The sequence below is a fragment of the Ekhidna lutea genome (genome assembly GCF_900188325.1).
Classification (GTDB): domain Bacteria; phylum Bacteroidota; class Bacteroidia; order Cytophagales; family Cyclobacteriaceae; genus Ekhidna; species Ekhidna lutea.
In genome coordinates this window covers 69924-89606 of record NZ_FZPD01000002.1, presented here as the reverse complement: position 1 = coordinate 89606, position 19683 = coordinate 69924, and the positions used below count along the sequence as shown (strand labels likewise).

Annotated in this window: 19 protein-coding genes; 9 read left to right on the top strand and 10 right to left on the bottom strand. The window is 39.5% G+C overall.

Going from position 1 to position 19683, the window contains the following annotated elements; genetic code table 11:
• Nucleotides 1–109 precede the first annotated feature (109 nt).
• Both dapA and CHB71_RS04250 read left to right on the top strand, forming a co-directional pair.
• A complete protein-coding gene (gene dapA / locus CHB71_RS04255) occupies nt 110–979 on the top strand; it encodes a 4-hydroxy-tetrahydrodipicolinate synthase (protein WP_089355663.1) in 870 nt (289 codons plus the stop codon).
• Between the two features lie 80 nt (nt 980–1059).
• A complete protein-coding gene (locus CHB71_RS04250) occupies nt 1060–1485 on the top strand; it encodes an ester cyclase (RefSeq protein WP_179213302.1) in 426 nt (141 codons plus the stop codon).
• 26 nt (nt 1486–1511) lie between these two features.
• Here the strand turns inward: CHB71_RS04250 and CHB71_RS04245 are convergent, their stop codons facing one another.
• From CHB71_RS04245 to CHB71_RS04210, 7 genes are all read right to left on the bottom strand, one after another.
• Entirely contained in the window at nt 1512–2612 is a 1101-nt protein-coding gene (locus tag CHB71_RS04245; RefSeq protein WP_089355661.1) for an outer membrane beta-barrel protein, read from the bottom strand.
• 140 nt (nt 2613–2752) lie between these two features.
• On the bottom strand, nt 2753–3088 hold the full coding sequence (locus CHB71_RS04240) for a type II toxin-antitoxin system HicB family antitoxin (RefSeq protein ID WP_089355660.1): 336 nt from the start codon (nt 3086–3088) through the stop codon (nt 2753–2755).
• A gap of 131 nt (nt 3089–3219) precedes the next feature.
• Entirely contained in the window at nt 3220–3765 is a 546-nt protein-coding gene (locus tag CHB71_RS04230; protein WP_089355659.1) for an REP-associated tyrosine transposase, read from the bottom strand.
• A 232-nt stretch (nt 3766–3997) separates the two neighbouring features.
• Nucleotides 3998–4591 carry a hypothetical protein gene (locus tag CHB71_RS04225; protein WP_089355658.1) on the bottom strand — a complete coding sequence of 198 codons (594 nt, stop codon included), beginning with the start codon at nt 4589–4591 and terminating at the stop codon, nt 3998–4000.
• Nucleotides 4592–4594: 3 nt separating this feature from the next.
• Nucleotides 4595–5635 (bottom strand): RHS repeat-associated core domain-containing protein, encoded by a 1041-nt coding sequence (locus tag CHB71_RS04220; RefSeq protein ID WP_089355657.1) that lies wholly within the window; start codon nt 5633–5635, stop codon nt 4595–4597.
• Nucleotides 5636–5835: 200 nt separating this feature from the next.
• A complete protein-coding gene (locus CHB71_RS04215; RefSeq protein WP_089355656.1) occupies nt 5836–6012 on the bottom strand; it encodes a histone H1 in 177 nt (58 codons plus the stop codon).
• Nucleotides 6013–6101: 89 nt separating this feature from the next.
• Nucleotides 6102–7364, bottom strand: coding sequence for an aminotransferase class I/II-fold pyridoxal phosphate-dependent enzyme (locus CHB71_RS04210; RefSeq protein WP_089355655.1), 1263 nt, complete (start codon nt 7362–7364; stop codon nt 6102–6104).
• A 101-nt stretch (nt 7365–7465) separates the two neighbouring features.
• On the opposite strand from CHB71_RS04210, the gene accC reads away from it, so the two are divergent.
• Genes accC through CHB71_RS04190 form a run of 4 tightly spaced genes read left to right on the top strand, consistent with a single transcriptional unit; the run spans nt 7466 to nt 11456 of the window.
• Entirely contained in the window at nt 7466–8959 is a 1494-nt protein-coding gene (accC, locus tag CHB71_RS04205) for an acetyl-CoA carboxylase biotin carboxylase subunit (protein ID WP_407918762.1), read from the top strand.
• Nucleotides 8960–8983: 24 nt separating this feature from the next.
• On the top strand, nt 8984–10285 hold the full coding sequence (locus CHB71_RS04200) for a DUF1015 domain-containing protein (protein WP_089355653.1): 1302 nt from the start codon (nt 8984–8986) through the stop codon (nt 10283–10285).
• Nucleotides 10269–10841 carry a Maf family nucleotide pyrophosphatase gene (locus CHB71_RS04195; RefSeq protein WP_089355652.1) on the top strand — a complete coding sequence of 191 codons (573 nt, stop codon included), beginning with the start codon at nt 10269–10271 and terminating at the stop codon, nt 10839–10841. The genes CHB71_RS04200 and CHB71_RS04195 overlap by 17 nt, the downstream gene beginning before the upstream one ends.
• Nucleotides 10842–10880: 39 nt before the next feature.
• The gene (locus CHB71_RS04190) at nt 10881–11456 is read left to right on the top strand and encodes a M48 family metalloprotease (RefSeq protein WP_089355651.1); all 576 of its coding nucleotides are present in this window, start codon (nt 10881–10883) and stop codon (nt 11454–11456) included.
• Here CHB71_RS04190 and CHB71_RS04185 read toward each other — a convergent pair.
• Nucleotides 11444–12964, bottom strand: coding sequence for a GH3 family domain-containing protein (locus CHB71_RS04185; protein ID WP_089355650.1), 1521 nt, complete (start codon nt 12962–12964; stop codon nt 11444–11446). The two genes, CHB71_RS04190 and CHB71_RS04185, sit on opposite strands and share 13 nt — an antisense overlap.
• A gap of 64 nt (nt 12965–13028) precedes the next feature.
• Between CHB71_RS04185 and CHB71_RS04180 the strand changes: the two genes are divergently transcribed.
• Complete coding sequence (locus tag CHB71_RS04180) at nt 13029–13391, top strand: DUF5615 family PIN-like protein (RefSeq protein WP_089355649.1); 363 nt, start codon at nt 13029–13031, stop codon at nt 13389–13391.
• Here CHB71_RS04180 and CHB71_RS04175 read toward each other — a convergent pair.
• Nucleotides 13388–15304: an OmpA family protein gene (locus CHB71_RS04175; RefSeq protein WP_089355648.1), complete on the bottom strand. Its 1917-nt coding sequence runs from the start codon at nt 15302–15304 to the stop codon at nt 13388–13390. The two genes, CHB71_RS04180 and CHB71_RS04175, sit on opposite strands and share 4 nt — an antisense overlap.
• 109 nt (nt 15305–15413) lie before the next feature.
• Here CHB71_RS04175 and CHB71_RS04170 point away from each other — a divergent pair, with 109 nt between their 5' ends.
• Nucleotides 15414–15974 (top strand): hypothetical protein, encoded by a 561-nt coding sequence (locus tag CHB71_RS04170; RefSeq protein ID WP_089355647.1) that lies wholly within the window; start codon nt 15414–15416, stop codon nt 15972–15974.
• Between the two features lie 55 nt (nt 15975–16029).
• A complete protein-coding gene (locus tag CHB71_RS04165; protein WP_089355646.1) occupies nt 16030–16713 on the top strand; it encodes a hypothetical protein in 684 nt (227 codons plus the stop codon).
• A gap of 46 nt (nt 16714–16759) precedes the next feature.
• Here CHB71_RS04165 and CHB71_RS04160 read toward each other — a convergent pair whose 3' ends face one another.
• Nucleotides 16760–19585, bottom strand: a complete 2826-nt coding sequence (locus CHB71_RS04160; RefSeq protein WP_089355645.1) for a M16 family metallopeptidase — start codon at nt 19583–19585, stop codon at nt 16760–16762.
• Between the last annotated feature and the right edge of the window lie 98 nt (nt 19586–19683).

Below are 19683 nucleotides of genomic sequence, written 5' to 3'. Positions count from 1 at the left end.
CACAGAGTTAATTAAATAAGGAACTTCTCACAGCATTCGAAGTTACATTCTTGGCTTTTTGTTTGCCCTTAGACTGAAGTGTATCGAACCAATTGTAAATTTACGCTCAATGAAAGCAGAATTGAAAGGAACCGGTGTGGCACTTGCCACTCCTATGAATGAAGATTATACCATTGACTACCCATCATTGGGTAAGCTCCTGGATCATATTACAGGAGGGAATGCGGACTATATTGTTGTTCAGGGCACAACAGGTGAATCTCCAGTCTTTTCATGGAATGAAAAGTTAGAAATACTTCAGTTCGTCATTGACCACCTCAATGGAAGCAAGCCTGTAGTCTTTGGCCTGGGTGGAAATAACACTTTCGATCTTATTGAAAAATCCAGAGAATTAAAGGACTTCAAAATCGCTGCAATCCTTTCTGCCAGCCCTTATTATAACAAGCCTTCACAAGCGGGAATCATAAGGCACTATCAGCTTTTAGCTGATGCATTTCCTCATCCTATTATTTTATACAATGTGCCATCCAGAACAGCTTCCAATATTGCCGCAGGCTCAACTCTGGAGCTGGCTAAACATCCGAATATCGTTGCTGTAAAAGAAGCGTCCGGTGATCTATCGCAATGCGAGGAGATAAATAAAAACAGACCTGCTGATTTTATATTACTCTCAGGCGATGATGGCCTGGCCTATGAAATTATAAAAATGGGTGGTGAAGGAGTGATTTCGGTAATTGGAAATATCATGCCTAAAGCATTCACTGAAATGGTCAACACCACTATTAAGGGTGACTTCACATCAGCTAATCGCATGAATGAGGATCTGAGGATCGTTTATAAAATGCTTTCAGAAGAAGGAAACCCCAGTTCTTTAAAGGCCGGACTGGAGGCGATTGATCTCTGCAAACGAACAGTGAAACCACCGTTATTTGATGCGTCTGATGCTTTGGTTGCAAAATGGAAAAGGGTATTCAAATGAAGTTGTTTGAATCGAAATCCTGCTATTTAGTTAAGAACTAAAATACACTGTGGTGTGTTTCATTGCACGACAAAATGCAAATGAACACATCAGCACAATCTCAAAACATAGCTGAAAAACTGGTGCTTGAGTTTCTCAGCAGGGTTTGGGGGACCGAACATGATCTGGACGCCATAGATGAATTGATGACCGAAGATTACGTCATTACTACTGGTGGTAAAATCATCAAAGGAAGAGAAAACTTTAAAGCCTGGGTTGCTGACTTTCAAACCAAACTCACTAATGCGGCTACCATAAGTCAAGACATTTTCACCAACCATAAGAACGACATGATTGTTTCAAGGTGGATTTGCTCTGGTAAAAACAATGGTATTTTCGGGATACCCGGTGATGGAGAGCATGTGAGCTTTACTGGGATTGCCATTTGGCAGGTACGCGGTGACCTATTGAGTGCGTGTTGGGTTGAGCGAAGTGCCTTTGAGCTTTATCAGGAACTTATCAATTAATTTCCAATTGTAGACATACATTCAAGCTACTTCAACCTCTTATCAAAATAGAACCCCATATTGATAACAAACTCTGTTCGTGTGTTGGAAGCATTTCCACCTTTATTGAATATTAACAGGTCTTTGTCTGCCCAGGTCCACCTGGTTTCCGCTCTGAGGTAAGATTGACGTGTAGGAGCATATTCTAGTCCTAGAGTAAAGGCAGAAGCTTTGAGTCCTTGCCTCTCCCCGTCCTGATTGACAAGTACGCCTGAAATAAAGCCATCTTTATCGTTGAAAAACTCTAAACGACCTGTTGTACTATAACGATCTGTAAATCGATACCTGGCGATAGCTACTGCATTGAACATAACAGCCGTTTCAGTGGGTTCATTCAACTTGGAATTGGTCTGGGTACTCATATCTCCCCCTATGATTGTCGACACCTTATCATTCGGGTCCCAGGTAAGATAAATATTGTGATAAAATCGATTTTGTTTATCGGAATCTTCCGGAGATTCTCTACCATAAAGGTTGGTATATGCTAAGGAGATATCTTCGTTGAATTTATAGGAGAATAGCATCCCAACTGATTTAGCATCATTATTATCAAGAAAGAGGTTGTAACCACTTACAAGGTGAAATTGAGCATCGAACTTTTCCGAACGCTCATAAGAGACCCGTGCTCCGCTTTGGTAGAATGGCTCGTTGTAAGTCCCAATATCCGTTGAGCTTAAATAATTATTTTTCGGCAGAAAGCTTTCTGCTCCAATATGAGTGGTGAAAAAGCCGCCATCGAGCCAGACACCCTCTGTTATTTCCACTCCAACCCAAGCTTCCTGTATGGTTTTAAACCGCTCTGACCAGGTCGCTTCAGCAATATCACCATACTGTATCACGAAGGTGCCCCTCACCTCCCCTGTATTGTAGGTAGCTCCAATTTCTGCAATATTTAGCCCAAACTGGTTGTCTCTTGGTGCTACAGTGATGTATGGTTGCATCTCGCCAGTTGCCAGCTTATTGCTATAGGATGCATAGTAGGTGTCAATGTATCCGGTAAGCTCAATTATGGTCGTATCATTCTGAGCATTCGATTGGATAACCAGAAGTAAACACAGAGCGGCAGAAACACTAGCAATTTTCTTCATTTACGTGTTGGCTACAATTATTACAAATCCAGCAATCTGCAATAATTGGTGGTGACTAAATACAACAGAAAAATACAGATTTATGGTTAAAAAACTTCAATGTTGCTCCTTAAACAGAGAGGCGAAGAAATCTAAACTTTTTATGATTTCTGAACCCTTAATCGGATGGCTTCTGCAACAAAATTATTCAGTGACACTTTTGCCTCTTTAGCTAGTAAAGCAGCCTTTTGATGAAGTGATGGTGAAACCCTGACATTAAAACTTCCTTTAAATGGTTTCTCAGGTTTAACCCCATTAGCGTCACAATCAGCTAAGTAAGTGTCAACCGCTTCATGAAAATCTTTTTCTAAATCACTTCCTGTTTCTCCTTCATAAGAGATCAGTCCTTGTATTCCAAGCACCTTTCCAAAAAGCAAACTATCCTCTGGACTGTACTCAATACTTCCAGTGTATCCTTTGTATTCTAGGTTTTTCATAAGTCTAATATTTCTTTCACTTGTTTCATTTGATAACGCTTCATTATTCCGCTTGGATGCGGTTTATGAAGCATGATTGGAACACCTTCCGAATTTTCAAACCTACCTAAGCGTAGGTTGTACCTACGCTTTCATATCATTTCTATATCCAATAGATTATTCAATCCTGCATAATTCCTTGCGCTACTATACAAATAGTCTTCCGCATTTTCCACCCAACCGGCTCTTACCGGATTTTCATGGATATAATGCAACTTACTATCAAGCATGTCATTACTACTCAATTCAACTGCATGATTCTCATGCGTCCAGAATTGTTTATCCTTCACTCGCTTGTTGAACTTGGCATGATACTCAAAAACAATATTCATCCAATCCTTTCTGCTCTCTGCTCCATTTTCATCTATGCTCTTCATTATTTGATTTGATGTGAATCGCTTAAAATCTCGAATTGTATCTGAAAGTCTTCCCGAATTTGATCGTACTATTAAATGCACATGATTAGTCATTATCACATAGGCATATACAATCAACTCTTTCTCTTTAATGCAATACTTCAAACTGTCAATGATTATGTCCCGATAAACTTGACGACTAAATACGTCTACCCACCCAACCACCTGACAGGTTAGAAAATACGTACCTTCCTGATCTTTGATTTGATAGCTGTCAGACATGGCTCTGGTATTGTTATGTTTACAATGTTTTATGTTGCTATGAAAGCAACAAAATAAAAAAAGCATAGCTACAAGCTATGCTTAGTGTTCTTGTTTTTATAAACTACGCTTAGTTGGGGTGACTCTGAGGGGGTGCTACTACGCTTAGTTGGAAGCAACAAAATAAAAAAAGCATAGCTACAAGCTATGCTTAGTGTTCTTATTTTTATAAACTACGCTTAGTTAGGGGGAGCTAATCAATAAAAGCAGACTCCTCATTCTTTTGATCACAATATTTTCTTAAGTAGGAAAAGAAATTGTCTTGATCTAAAGTCCCATCATCCAAGTAAAGATCATCTAAGCCTTTTGACTGTGCCCAACTAAAAAAATTTCTTTGATTTGAGATAGACACAGAATCAACAATTTCTCTATTTAAAACTGATTGTTCTATTTTGACTATTTCTTTATCCAATAAATAATAAGTGTCGATTCTTAACAGTTTCTGATTGCCGAAACATTCCATAATCCAATTAGATAAAGTATACATGACCTTTATGCTTCCTCCAACCCCATCATCTACGTACTGTATTGAATCAAATTGAGTCTCCATCTTTTTATAATTGGAGAGACCTTCTTCTATCGTATAAAATCCATCATTGTAATTGTATACTCTGCCCTCTTTTTCTAAGATGAATTCTTCGCTTGAGTATTTTTTAAGAGAATCAAGTCTATAACGAAATAGGTCAGAGCTTACTTTCTCGACGATTTCATTATGAATATTTTCATCTTTAGAATTGCTGCATCCAAAAAATAAGCTAATAATTAAAATAATTTGAATTGTTCTCATAAACTATTTTTTATGATAATGAATACCATACTGTAAGTTGCGTATATAAATATTCTGGCTACCATTTGAATAATTCTCTTTAATTGTATCAACTTTATAAAAGTTACCATCTGCCAGATTTAAATGTTCCGGACCAGGTATTGTATCAGTGCTTATCCATTCCTTTCTTTCTGGCATTGGTGGAGCATTTAGTGTTAAAATCACCTCGTCTTTAAGTTGACCAGGTCCATCGCCCAATAAGTTCGCTGCATTAACTAAATCACTTAGGTGTTCCATAAACCCTTTTAATCCATTTCCAGGAGTTCTCCCAGGCAACCCTCCAGTAGAAATATCAACAACTGAGCTTGCGAAATTTGCCACAGCCCCAATTCCACTTCCACCTAAATCTCCATCTGTTAGAAACACGATACCTCCCTTTTGATCCACCATACCACTCGTGTTATTTTGTGAGAAATAGTCATCATAGTTCCACAAATACCCACCATACATTCCTTCACCATCAATATAAAATTGACTTTGATCATCACCAAGCTCCCATACCCAACCTGATTCTGCATTAGCTACAGTACGATCAAAAGGCGCAATTACTGTCTTCAATGGCTTACAACAACCTCCATCCATTCCTCCATCTGGATCAACTCTTTTCATAGGATTATTTCCCATAGCTAAATATGGACTAGAATGCTGCCTCATCGGATCCACCTGCAGCCACCTCCCAATCAGCGGGTCATACATCCTCAACTCAAACGCATTCCAACCAGTCGTAGAGTCAGCTTCGGAGTAAGCTCCCTGATATCCAAACCTGTAAGTCTCTTGTTGGGTCTGATCGGGGTTGTTCCACACTTTCGCTACAGCGCCAAAGGGATAGTAATCTGTTTTTCTAATGGCTCTGGTTCCCATGACTGAAAATGTGAAATCATCCCAGTGAATGACTTTATCGCTTTCATTTACAATATATGCATAAATGTAGCCATCTTCAGGAACATCTAGTTCAAGTGTTAGCTTTTCAAAGCCATTCTCGTTTGAATCAAAATTACCCGTCACAGAAGCGTAAGTCTTTATATTGTCCTGTTCAAGTTTTACTCGATTACCCTGATTAAAAACTAAAAGTAAATGGGTGGGAAATGAACAAAAACCATCATCACGGATCTATGTATTATATCGCTAAACAAACAAAACCTAACGCATAAAAAAAGGGAGCCAAATGGCTCCCTAATTTCTTTATCGGTTCGATCAAAAATCGATTATCCTTTGTTCTTAATGTCTTGAACTTCTAGTCTGATTTCTTGAGCAAGGTTCTTCATATCTTGCATACCTTTTCTAACTCTCGTACCAGCGGCATTGTTGTTTTTATCGTAGAACTTTTCGAAATCTGCTTCTAGAGATTCAACCATTGACTTTAGTTGTTCAAATCTTTTCATGTTATAAGGTAATTAAGGTTATCGATAAATTTTAAAGTTGAGGCAATATAGCCCAAAATCGTTAATATCCAGCTTTCTCAGGGTTAATTTTAAGATTTCGCTACCAATGCTCCTTCCACACCTGCTTCTTTGTAGACCCCACTATCCAACTTTTCCTTGATTTCATCAAATGCATCCAGGGTCTGTTTAACGTCATCCATGGTGTGCATGGCTGTAGGTATAATCCTCAGAATAACAGTACCTTTAGGTACTACAGGATAAACAACCATTGAACAGAAAATGTGATAGTTTTCTCTAAGGTCTACTACCATATTGCAGCCTTCCATAACGTCTCCTTTGAGCACTACAGGTGTTACCGGAGAATTTGTTGATCCAATGTTAAATCCACGCTCTTTGAACCCATTTTGGATTGCATTTACGATCGTCCAAAGCTTTTCTCTCAGCTCCGGCATGGTTCTTAGCATTTCCAATCGCTTCAATCCTCCCACTACCAATGGCATTGGAAGTGACTTAGCATAAATCTGAGATCTTACTTTATATCTTAAGTGATTAATGATGTCTGTAGGTCCTGCTATGAAAGCACCGATGCTGGCCATAGACTTAGCAAACGTGGAGAAATAGATATCTATTCCGTCCTGGCATCCAAGATGCTCACCAGTTCCTGCTCCAGTTTCACCCATCGTACCGAAACCATGTGCGTCATCCACCAAAAGCTTAAACTCATAGTTTTCTTTTAGTTTGACAATCTCATCAAGTTTTCCGGTGTTTCCACTCATACCAAAGACTCCTTCAGTAATCAAGAGCACACCACCACCTTGCTCGTTAGCAAGTTTAGTAGCTCTTTTTAGCTGCGTTTCGCAACTTTCAATGTCATTGTGAGGAAAAACGTATCGTTTCCCAATGTGCATTCTCAACGCATCAATGATACATGCGTGGCACTCAGCATCATAAACAACAACATCTTTTCTGTCTACTAAAGCATCGATTACGGACATAATACCCTGGTAACCGTAGTTTAGTAACATCCCGGTAGGTTTGCTTACGTGATCCGCAAGCTCCTGCTCCAATTGGTCATGATAATCAGAATTTCCAGTCATCATTCGGGCACCCATCGGATAGCCCAGTCCCCACTTCTCAGTGGCTTCAGTGTCAGCTTTTCGTACTTCAGGGTGATTGGCTAGTCCCAGGTAGTTGTTTAAACTCCAGGCCAGAACCTCTTTCCCCTTGAATTTCATTCTAGGCTGTATTTCACCTTCTAGTTTTGGAAAGAAGTAATAGTTTACATCCTGATCCAAATACGAATACTGGCCTAACGCTCCCTTGTCACTGAGTAATTTCTCAAATAAATCCATTTACTTGTGTTCTCCTTTTTTCAAACAAGTTGCAAATTTAGTAGGAATGTGCATATAATGAGTGTCGCCTTTTCAATAAACTTGCGCTAACGATTGAAATTATGTCTATAAAGAAAATATTAGTCGCCAACAGAGGCGAAATCGCCATTCGAGTCATGAGATCAGCCAAAGAGCTGGGAATCAAGACGGTAGCTGTCTACAGTGATGCAGATAAACTGCTTCCACATGCTTCATATGCAGACGAAGCTGTGAATATTGGTCCGGCTGCTGCATCTGAATCTTATTTAGTTCAAGACAAAATCATTGATGCCTGTAAGCAAACAGGAGCTGATGCTATTCATCCAGGCTATGGATTTTTGTCCGAAAATGCCTCATTCGCAGAAAGAGTAGAGAAAGAAGGGCTCATATTTATCGGTCCTTCTCCAGAAGCCATCCGAATCATGGGTGACAAGCTTACATCTAAGCAGACGGTACAGAAATTCAATGTTCCATTGGTCCCTGGGATGGATGAACCGATTAATGATGTGCCTAAGGCGAAAAAGGTGGCCAATGACATTGGCTATCCTGTCATGATCAAAGCAAGTGCCGGAGGAGGTGGAAAAGGGATGCGGATTGTGAATGATCCCAAAGATTTTGAAGAACAAATGGATCGGGCTATGAGTGAAGCACGAAACTCATTTGGTAACGATGAAGTATTCATTGAGAAATTCATTTCCTCGCCTAAGCATATTGAAGTACAAATCCTTGGGGATCAGCATGGTAACATTATTCACCTTTTCGAGCGTGAGTGCAGTATTCAACGAAGACATCAGAAAGTAATAGAAGAAGCGCCCTCTGCCCTACTGACTGAAGAGCGGAGGAAGCAAATTGGTGAAGCAGCTGTAAATGTTGCTAAATCATGTAGCTATTTTGGGGCTGGAACAGTAGAGTTTATTGCTGATGAAAACATGGACTTCTACTTTTTGGAGATGAACACTCGTTTGCAGGTAGAGCACCCTGTCACAGAGCTTATAACAGGAATTGACCTGGTGAAGGAGCAGATTGCAATCGCAAATGGTAAGGAACTTAGCTTCAAGCAGGAAGACCTTTCAATCAATGGACACAGTTTGGAAGTACGTGTCTATGCGGAAGATCCGGAGAATAACTTCCTGCCTGATACTGGTAAGCTAAAAACATACATTCGGCCACAGGGAGCTGGTATTCGAGTAGATGATGGCTATGAGCAGGGTCAGGATGTTTCAATCTACTACGATCCTATGATAGCCAAACTAATTACGTATGGCAAAGATCGGACTGAAGCAATCGATCGGATGAGACGAGCCATAGCTGAATATCAAATTACTGGTGTAAAAACTACTCTCCCGTTTTGTGATTTTGTGCTTGGTCATAAAGAATTTGTGGATGGTTCATTTACCACCAAGTTTGTGGAATCTCATTATGACCCTGAAATCTTGAAAAAACAGCCTACATCGGAGGTTGCTGAGGTTGCTGCACTTGTAGCTAATGAAATCGCCTATAAATCAGCGAAGAAGGCGATACCACAATCTAACCGTCAGACTAAAAGTAAATGGAAAGAGCGAATGTTGAAATCCTGATCAACATTGCTAAAAAAGAACTGAATGGCAGAAATAAAACCCCTTAGGGCCTGGAGATACAATGCTGACTTAATTAAGGATATAGATAAGTTAGTTTCTCCCCTTTTTGATGTTGTTTCGGAAAGTCAAAGGGAAGCCCTGTATGAAGAAGAACTCAACAGCATTCATCTATCTGTACCTCGTGGAGAAGATTCTGCCGATGGAGCTGCAGAAAGACTCAAACAGTGGAAAAGTGATGGAATTATTCAGCAGGACGACCTTCCTGCTATTTACGTCTACTATCAATACTTTACTCTTCCTGGTTCGGACAAGGAACGCATCCGAAAGGGGTTTATAGCCAATTTACGAGTATATGATTGGCATGAGAAAGTGCTTTTAAGACACGAAAATACCATGCCTTTTTCAGTGAATGACCGAATGGAAATCCTGGACAAAACCCAACTAAACGTCAGCCCGACACATGGGCTGTATACTGACCCAACCCATGAGATTGAGAGATACCTTGATGAAGCAATGCTGGATCCACTGTATGAAACTGAGGATTATCAAGGGGTAAGAGATGTTTTTAGTGTGATTCATGATGCGAAAATCATTAAGCGTATCATGGAAATCATCGAGGATAAACAAATCATTTTGGCTGATGGTCATCATCGATATGAAGGCTCACTGTTGTACCAAAAAGCGCAGGCAAAAAACCCTGAACATACAGGGAAAGAGGGCTACAATTATCATTTGATGTATTTTACCAATACTGAGTCAGATGACTTGCGAATTTTGCCCACACATCGGGTTATTCAGGGCATTGAAGGCTTCTCTAAGGAAGACTTACTCCAAAAGATTGATAAATACTTCTTTATTAAACCCATTGAAGAAGCTACTGACGTAAATGAAGTAATTCTGGGTAAACAATGGGCATTTGGATTATTAATTGGTGATGAAGCTTATAAAATTCGTCTAAAGCCCGAATTAATCGACACTATTGAATGGGAATTTCCACGCACAATAAAGGAACTTGATCTTACCGTGATGCATTATTTCATCTTTGAAAAATGCCTGGGTATCAAAGGAAAAGATCAGCGTGGAAGTAAAAATCTAACGTTCGAGCGAAACTTCACCAAGTGCCTTACCTCTGTAACTAAAAGAGAATCACAATGTGCGATTATCACCAAGGACATCTCCATTGAGACCGTGAAAGAGGTATGTTACAGCGGCTATACTTTACCTCAAAAGAGCACATACTTTTACCCAAAGGTTATATGTGGCTTCCTCTTTGGGTCTATTGAAGAAAACGAATTCAACTCCTTTTTTGATGAAGCATTTCAATAACCTAATTCTGGCCTCTAACTCCCCTAGACGAAAGCAACTCTTAGAAGAGATTGGGTTACAATTTGAAGTGAAAACGATCCCTTTCGAAGAAACCTTTCCTGAGGACCTGGCTTCCGATAAAGTAGCCGAATATCTGGCTATTGAGAAAAACAAAGCGCATAGAGAAGCATTCGGAGATGATAGCACCATTATTACTGCAGATACAGTAGTGATTTTTACTGACAAAATTCTGGGTAAGCCAAAAAGCAAAGAAGAGGCAAAAAAGATTCTTCAGATACTATCAGGGAAAATCCATCAGGTGATGTCCGGGGTTTGTATCAGCAAAGGTGAAAAGCAGGTTTCTTTCTCCAACCTCACTGAAGTGATGTTTAGAGAGCTCACCGAAGGGGAAATTGACTACTTCATAGAAGCTGAGCCTCCATTGGATAAGGCCGGTAGTTACGGTATTCAGGATTGGATTGGCAAGATTGGAGTAGAATGGATCAAAGGCTCATTTTATAATGTTGTTGGCCTACCGGTAGATCAGGTCTATACCGTACTCAAGGAAGATTTTTAATTTTTCGAAACTCATTTGCCATTTGCTTGTTGACCCAACATGGCAACAGTAGTTTTCCAAAACGTAGAACATGAGCATATAAGAAAAACCTTTCTAAATGTGCTAAATCAATACGATAGCTTAGACGGCTATAAACTTATTTTAAAGCAGCGAAAAGTAAAGGGGACCACTATGCAGGCTCAACCTGTAATCAATCTCACCAAGCTATTTGGAGGTCCTGATCGATACAAAATTAAGCTTGCCAGGTATGTAAGGGATAGTGAATCCATCAAAGTATCCGAATTGCCGGAAGCAGTATTGAAAGGATGGTTTGCGCATGAGCTGGGCCATGTAGTTGACTATGCACCGCACAGTACCTTAGGTATGATCAGGTACGGGATTAAGTATCTGGTTTCAGACAGATTTAGAAAGATGGTCGAACATAGAGCAGATGAAATTGCAATCGAAGCTGGATTTCATAAAGAAATTCTTGCGACGAAACGATTTGTTTTTGATCATGACCTCATCGATGATGGCTATAAAAATCAGATGAGGAAATACTACATGTCTATTGAAGAGGTGGAAATGTGCGCAAGTGATAAGTCGCCACTACAACCGGTTGCTCATGAGGTATAGTCAAGAAATTCCTTCATTCTATCTTCTCCCATCACTTTAGGTGTTTTAATCTGACCTCCTTTTTTCTTATTCGCCTCTAAAAATTCGTGGTACAGATCTTTACCTATAGCCCTTACCCTGATTTCTTTTAAAGCCTTATTTCTAGCAACATTGTAATTTTTGTTAGCATCTTTCAGTGCTTCATCTAATTGCTCAGCAAACGATTTTTCGTCAATTTCATTTTCAGAGACCACAATCCATTGATGAACATATGCTCCTTTTTCATCCTTTATAGCAGAAACACTGTATTCATTTACGGTAATTCCCATCGCATCAGAAACTGCAAGAATAGCCTCATCCATTTTTTCTTCAGATAACTGTGATCCCACTACATTCAAGAAAAACTTTGTCCGGCCGCTTATTTTAATTTCAGGAGGATCAAGACTTGTAAATTTGATCGTATCACCAATCATATACCTCCATGCCCCGGCACATGTGCTAATGATCAATACATAATCCTGATCCATTTCTACCTCATCAATTGTTAGGGTCATTGGATTATCGATCACCTGTCCAAAATCATCAACTCCCCGCTCATCAAATGGGATAAACTCGTAAAAATAGCCATGAGAAAGCGCGAGTCTCATGTTCATCGATTTTGGATCTGTGCTATAAGAGAAGAAGCCTTCAGATGCCAAATAAGTGTCCATTATGGTCAGCGGCTTTTTACAAATTTTCTCAAAATCTTTTCGGTAGGTTTCAAAAGCTACCCCACCGCTGGCATATACTGTGAGATTAGGCCAGATGTCATGGATTGTTTCAAGGTTGTGGACTTTGATAACCTCCTGAAGCATCAAGAGTACCCAGGAAGGAATTCCGGCAATGGCTCCAATATTCCAACCCGGAGCTTCCTCTACGATCCTTTTCACTCGATCATCCCAATTGGAAATGCTTGCTATTTCCTTACCGGGACGATAAAAAAAATCGTACCACCCCGGAAAGTTACTTACGTTAATTCCACTTATCTCCCCTTCCAAATGCCCTTGCTCATTCTTACTTAGATTGGCACTACTACTGAGCATCAGCATTTCACTTTCAAAAAGTGTTTCAGGAAAGTCATAATTAGGAAGTGATCTAATCATAGACGATCCTACCTCTCGCATACTCTGAAGAAAATCATCCGTTATGGGGATTCGTTTGCTGGACTTACCCGTTGTTCCGCTACTCAATGCAAAGAATGGTGGCTTTCCAGGCCAGGTAATATCTTCCACTGATTGCTGTTGATGCCACCACCTCTCATGGATTTGATTGTAATTATGAATGGGAACCTTGTATTGATACTCCTTGATGGGATCCGGTGATTTGAGAATAGTGTTGAAGTCGTAATACTTGCCAAAAGCTGTGCTTTTGGCCTTATTTAGTAAGGAGATCAGCTGATCCTCCTGCTGTTTAGCACTTGATTTGAGATCAAAACTTAGTTTCTGATTTAGCTCTATTCCAGTCTTTATGAGATTGCCTAATAAGGCCATATTCTTGACAAGTTTAATTTGGATTAGTTAGGTAACTTCATCTTTGACAAAGTGTTTTTTGAAAGTGAAATTTATTATTGACGAAAATATTTCTCCGCAGGTAGCAGTGATTTTCCGATCGCATGGATTGCATGCATACCACATCAATGAAATGAAATCCAACAAAAAGCAACGTGTCAAAGATGATCAGCTCAGGAGCCTGACCATCCATAAAGGATACATTATTGTCACCAAAGACGATGATTTTGTGAAATCATTCGTAAGTAGGAAGATTCCTGAAAAGCTGATATTTGTTTATGGACTGGAGCAAAAAGAATCACTCCTCACACGCATGGAAGAAGTGATTCCAGATTTAACTCCTCTTCTTGAAAAGCATGATTTCATTGAAATCAATGCCCATGAGGTTAGGTTTCCGTTTGCTGATTAAAATTCTACAATCACAAACTCTGTCCGACGGTTCTTCGCTCTGCCCTCCTTGGTACTGTTATCAGCGATTGGCACGGTTTCTCCGTACCCTTTCGCAATCAAACGCTCACGCTCTATTCCTGCGAGCACCATATACTCTACCACTGACTGAGCTCTTTTTTGGGATAAGCTCAGATTGTTGGCATCTGCTCCCACATTATCTGTATGTCCCCCTACTTCTATCTTCATGGATTTGTTGTTCTTCATCAATGTAACCGCCTTATTTAGCTCAACGTAACTAATGGGCTTTAGCTCTGCTTTTCCTACCTCAAAGAAGATATTATTGAGTACCACCTTGGTTCCCTTACGAATAGGTTCAAGTGCAATATCATTCGTGATTTCTACATAGGCTGTATCCTTTGGTAGCTCAAAGCTCTGTGAGTAGAAAAAGAAACCTTCGGCATTTGCTGAAACACTATAGTCTCTACCTGCCGGAAGAACTACAAGGTATTCTCCTGTTTCTGTATTGCTTTTGTTTGTTGCTATTAGTTCTCCTGAATTCAGGTCTTCAATCAAAACCAAAGCACTCAACGGCTTTTTGTCTTCTGAATTGGAAACTATACCCTGAACAATAATAGTTGGCTTTGGCTTCAATTCATCCGGTAATTCTGCTTTGAAAATATCAAAGTTATTCTCATCAAGTCTTGATGATGCCAGGTAGGCATTACCCGCAGCAGAAATACTAAAGTTGGTATCGTTTCCTTTGGAATTGATTGGCTTTCCTAAATTTTTGGGAGTAGACCATTTACCATTTTCAAAAACGGTATAGAAAACATCCGCTCCACCCATGCCTGGATGCCCGGTTGATGAGAAGTATAGTGTTTTACCATCTGCAGCCAGAAACGGACTATTTTCAGTCAATGGTGTGTTTACAATACTTCCCAGATTTTGAGCAACACCCCAGAGACCAAGATGATTTTTTTCTACCATGTAAAGATCAGAGCCACCATAGCCGCCAGATCTTCGTGAAGTAAAAATGATCCTATTTCCATCAGAGTTAATCGTAGGCTGACTATCCCAGTCTTTATCATTAACGACGTTTCCCATATTCACCGGAACACTCCATGTGCTTCCATTCAGTTGAGTTATATACAAGTCACAGCTCCCGATCGCGCCATCTTCATCGCAACGAACAAAAACCATATTCTGACCATCTCCTGTAAATGCTGAACCAAAATCATTGGACATGGAATTGATTGGTTTTGGCAATAGCTCAGGTGTACTCCACTCTTCTCCAATCAATTTTGAAAAGTAGATATCTTCTCCAAAATCCAGCTCTGCGCTATTCTCATCTTTAAAATCAAATCCTCCCTGTCTCACACTAGTGAAGTATAGCCTTGTTCCTGTTGGGTTTACAGAAGGCATATAATCTCCTGAGACACTATTCACAGATGCAATGGGTTCCGGCTCTGATGTATTGGGTGGCATCTCTCTCAACTCCTGACTGATATCAATGTAATTCAGTCGATTCATCGCCAGGTGAATAAGTTTCTGAGATTTAGGTCCCTTAGAAGCCTTCTCAAGGTATCTTTTTATATAAATACGGGCACTTCTTAAGTTTTCCAACTCGATATAGCTCTTGGCAATATCATAATAGATGGAGATATTATAGTCAGAATCAACACTCTCGAGATTTCTGAACGCCATAATTGTCTCCTCATATCTATTAAGGTGGTCATACGTTTTGCCCAGGTAATACCATGCATCCGCATATTGTGGGTTGATTTTAACGGCTTCCTGAAATTTTTCAATTGCTGTCTCGTAGCTTTCAAACTTAATAGCCTGTAATCCCTGTCGATAAGCATCTCGGTGTGCTTGCCCATAGGAACTAAAAACAAATAGAACAAAAAGTAGTGAGTAGCTGATTTGACGCATGTGTGGTTGTTTAGGTTAAAATATGTAAGGATGAAATTAGGTAAAATCTAATAGAATTCTGTTTCTCCCGTTAGAGTTAAGTGTAGTAATTTCACTAAAAAGTAACCCCATGAAAAAGATTTTAACACTTATAACCCTCACTGTTTTCACATCAAGTTTGAGTTTTGCACAAGTAGGAAATTCATTTCCAACGATGGAGGCAGAATCTTTAACAAATGAATTTGTCGATATCCCATCCGATATTTCAGGAAAATACAGCCTAATCGGTCTGGCGTACTCAAAGAAAGCTGAAGATTATTTGAAAGGCTGGTTTGAGCCTGTTTATAATCAGTTTATTTATAAGAATCCAAACCCTGGTCCTTTCGACTTCTCATTTGATGTTCACACCTACTTTGTCCCTATGTTTACCGGTGCTAAACGACCTGCATATAAGAAGGTCATGAATAAGCTAAAAAAGACAATAGATCAACGATTACAGCCTAACGTCTTGTTTTATAAGGGCACATTAAAGGAATACAAAGAAGCACTGAATTTTGACGGAAAGGATTTGCCCTATTTCTATGTATTAGATCCAGAGGGCAAGATTGTTTACGCAACTTCCGGTAGATACACCAAAACCAAAATGCAGGAAATCACAGATGCAGTGGAAAGAGTAATGGAAATGGATTGATTGGATGTTTACTTAATAAATCACTAACTTAGAATTGCTGTCAAAATATCCTATTATGAATAATAAAAAACACCTTTTTGCGCTTACCGTTTTAACCTTTCTCATCTTCATAAATTCTGGCTTCTCACAAAGAAATTATGTGCGGATGGATGAGATTCAGGGTGTTCCTATGACCATCACTTATAACCTTAATCCAAATGAAAAAAATATCGACGGAACTCCTTTCCTATTTGAAGAATGGAAGGAAGTGAAAATTGAGCGAGTTGATGGATTAAATCTATTGGCACCCGAAGCAAAATATCATGTGGAATCCGAAGATTTAATTGCGAAAATTGATGACACACAATTTCTAGTTGACAACAAAAGACAGATTAAGTACTTCTACATTGATGACAGAAAATTTTTAGGCAGTTCTTTTGGACAAGGGTATTTTGGTTTTTTTGAAGTGCTGGTAGATACAGATAAAGTGATCTTCTTAAAGAAACATATTTGCAGAGTAAACAGGGGTAAACCATCCAATGGCATAATAAAAGCCACCAATGATGAGTATAAATGGGATGTTGAATACTATGTGAAAAAAGTGGAAGAAAATAGCAAACCTCTTGGTCTGAAGGTCAACAAAAAGAGCATAATCTTAAAATCAAATAAGTACCCCGAGCTTGCTAATTACCTAAACAAAATCAAAGGGAAGTTTAATGATGAAGAAAACCTGATAAAGGTTTTTGAAGAGTTTAAATAAGAAAAGCCAGCAATAATGCTGGCTTTTCTTTTACTATGCTGTCAACTTATTGAGTCAAAGGATCACCATTTATATCAAGTAAAATAGGATCTCCCATTCCCAACTTTTTCACTTCTTCCAGCTGGGTAGCTCCATCCCCTACTATCAGATATATCATCTGGCTTTCATCCATGTATTTATTGATCATCTTTTTATAATCTTCTAGCTTCATTGAAGTAAGCTCCTCCTGCTCTTTTTCCATATACTTTGGAGATTTCCCAAACTTGGTTATTTCATGAAGCATGTTAAGCTTAGAGCCAAGACTCTCAAAAGCACGGGTATTAGCTTTTAAAACCTTATTTTTTGTGACCTCTACATCTTCTTCAGTGAAGTTGTCAGCATAATTAGCGATCATACTTTTCATAATCTCTAGCGATGGCAATGTGGCGTTGGCCCGAACGCTTGAAGTTGCCACAAATGGTGATTTCTCTGTGGTTTGTCTAACAAATGAATAGGCACCATATGTATATCCCTTTTCGATTCGAAGGGTCTGGAAAAGCTCACCGCTTGAACCACCACCTAATTTTTCATTTGCGTACGTCATTTCATTATACTCCGAATTGACACCAGAAATTGCTAATTGGCCAATGTAAATAACAGACTGTTTTGCACCTGGAAAGTCAATGAAATATATATTACCGGCATTTGCTATTTCAGGAGCTTCATAACTCGCTATTTGAACATCAGTAGAAGCCCAATTAAAATCATCCAATTGATCCATCACTTCATCCTGGCTCACATTTCCCGCAACATGAAAGCTGGCTACTGATGGAGAAAAATTTGCTGCATAATAAGATTTCAAATCAGACATTGAAATGTTTTCTACGCTCTCTAGTGTCCCCAGGGTGGAGTATCCCAAAATATGATCTTCTCCATACATGAGTTTATCAAATACTGTAGAAGCAATGGCGGTAGGGCTTGCTTCTCTACCTTTCAGCCTTGTAATTAATGACTGTTTCAGTCTGTCATATTCCTTTTCATCCCATCGAGGCTCCAGAATAATTTCTTTGACAAGCTCAAATGTCTCTTCAAAGTTTCTAGCCAGGCAAGATGCCGAAATCGTAATCTCCTCACGACCTGCATTCACATTGATGGAAGCACCTAAAAGTCCAATAGCTTCTTCCAATTCGGCAGGCGTTTTTGTCTGAGTCCCCTCTGTAAGTAAATCTGAGAGCAAAAAAGCAACTCCTGATTTGTCAATTGAATCATGATAATGACCACCTTTTAATGTAATGTCAAAGTAAACCAGTGGAAGTTCGTTGTTTTCAATTCCGAAAACCTGCATGCCATTATCCAAATAGCTGCTCCACACTTCCGGAGACTTCAGAAGCGGTAATTCACCAAATTCCGGTTCAGACCTATCAAACTCCGTAGCTGTTTTTTCATATTCAGCAACTTCACCCCGTGTCACATTTTCAGATTCTACATTGGCCACAATTTCTTCTATATAAACCTCTGCTTCTTTTGCTCCATCAACCATTAACTCACTTTGTCCGGCTGGGACAAAGCTTGTCATTACAAAATTCTGCCCCTTAATGTATTTGTTGTAAACGCGCATTACATCATCAGATGTAACCGCCTGGGTTTTAAGTGCAGTTTGAGTTATATAGCTTGGATCTCCACCAAACTCATTGTCGGTTACTAATTGAAAGGCTTTATTTAATACGGTGCTTACCCCCTGATAAAGGTTGGTTTCCAGTTCTGCCTTAATTCTCTTTAGATCGTTCTCGTCTATACCATTATTCTCAAACCTATCCAGTCCCTGCTCTATGGCAAGTTTAACGCTATCCAAATCAACGCCAGCATTCGCTCTGACTCTGAAAATAAACTCCCCGGCCATTTCATTAGAAAATTGGTAAGTACTCACATTTGGTGCGAGTTTACTTTCCTCTACGATGATTTGATAGAGCGGAGCTTTTTTGCTTCCACTGAGTAGCTGACCAAGCACATTAAGCGCATACATGTCTTCATTGTAATCTTCAACAGTTGGGTACACCATTCTCAATTCAGGAAGCTTCGCGAACTCATCTTCAAAGTACAATGATTTTGTGCTTTCAAGCGTTACCGGCATTGGCTGTGGCTTTTCGACTTCAGGACCTTTCCGTATTTCACCAAACCATTGCTTAACCTTTTCTTTTGTCTCAACCGGGTCAATATCTCCGGCAATTACAAGCGTGGCATTTCCAGCTCCATAATATTGTTCATAGAATTCCTTTACATCGTCCAATGTGGCCGCCTGAAGGTCGGGAAGTGACCCAATCACTGTCCAGCTATAAGGATGTCCCTCCGGGTAGAGGTTCTTACGAATCACCTCATCGGTATATCCGTAAGGAGCATTGTCTACTCTTTGGCGTTTTTCATTTTTAACAACCTGCTTTTCAGCCTCAAGTGCATCATCTGTAACCGTGTTGATCATGTAACCAAACCGGTCTGAATCGATCCACAAAATTTTATCAAAGGCATCTTTTGGTACTACCTCATAGTAAATGGTTCCATCAGACCATGTTCCACCGTTTCTACTTCCACCCCACTCCGGTATTAATTTTCTGTTTGCTCCCCGTGGTACGTTTTCCGAATCATTGAAAGACATGTGTTCAAAAAAGTGAGCAAAGCCAGTTCTTCCGGGCTTTTCTCTATTTGATCCTACATGCATTAAGGTAGCGACCGCTACAATAGGATCTGAATGATCTTCATGTAAGACTACTTCAAGACCATTATCGAGTGTAAATTTTTCATACTCGATCTTAAATTCCTTTTTCTCCATACTTCCTGGTGCACTGCAGCTAAATACAGCTGCTGCAATAAATAGTGATAAGATGTGTGTGAGTTTCATTTTTAAATTATTTAGTCTCACAATTTGAAACAATGAAATGAAAATGAAAAATCAGATGTGATGATCGGTCACCGAAAACGAATAAAAGTTGTAAACTT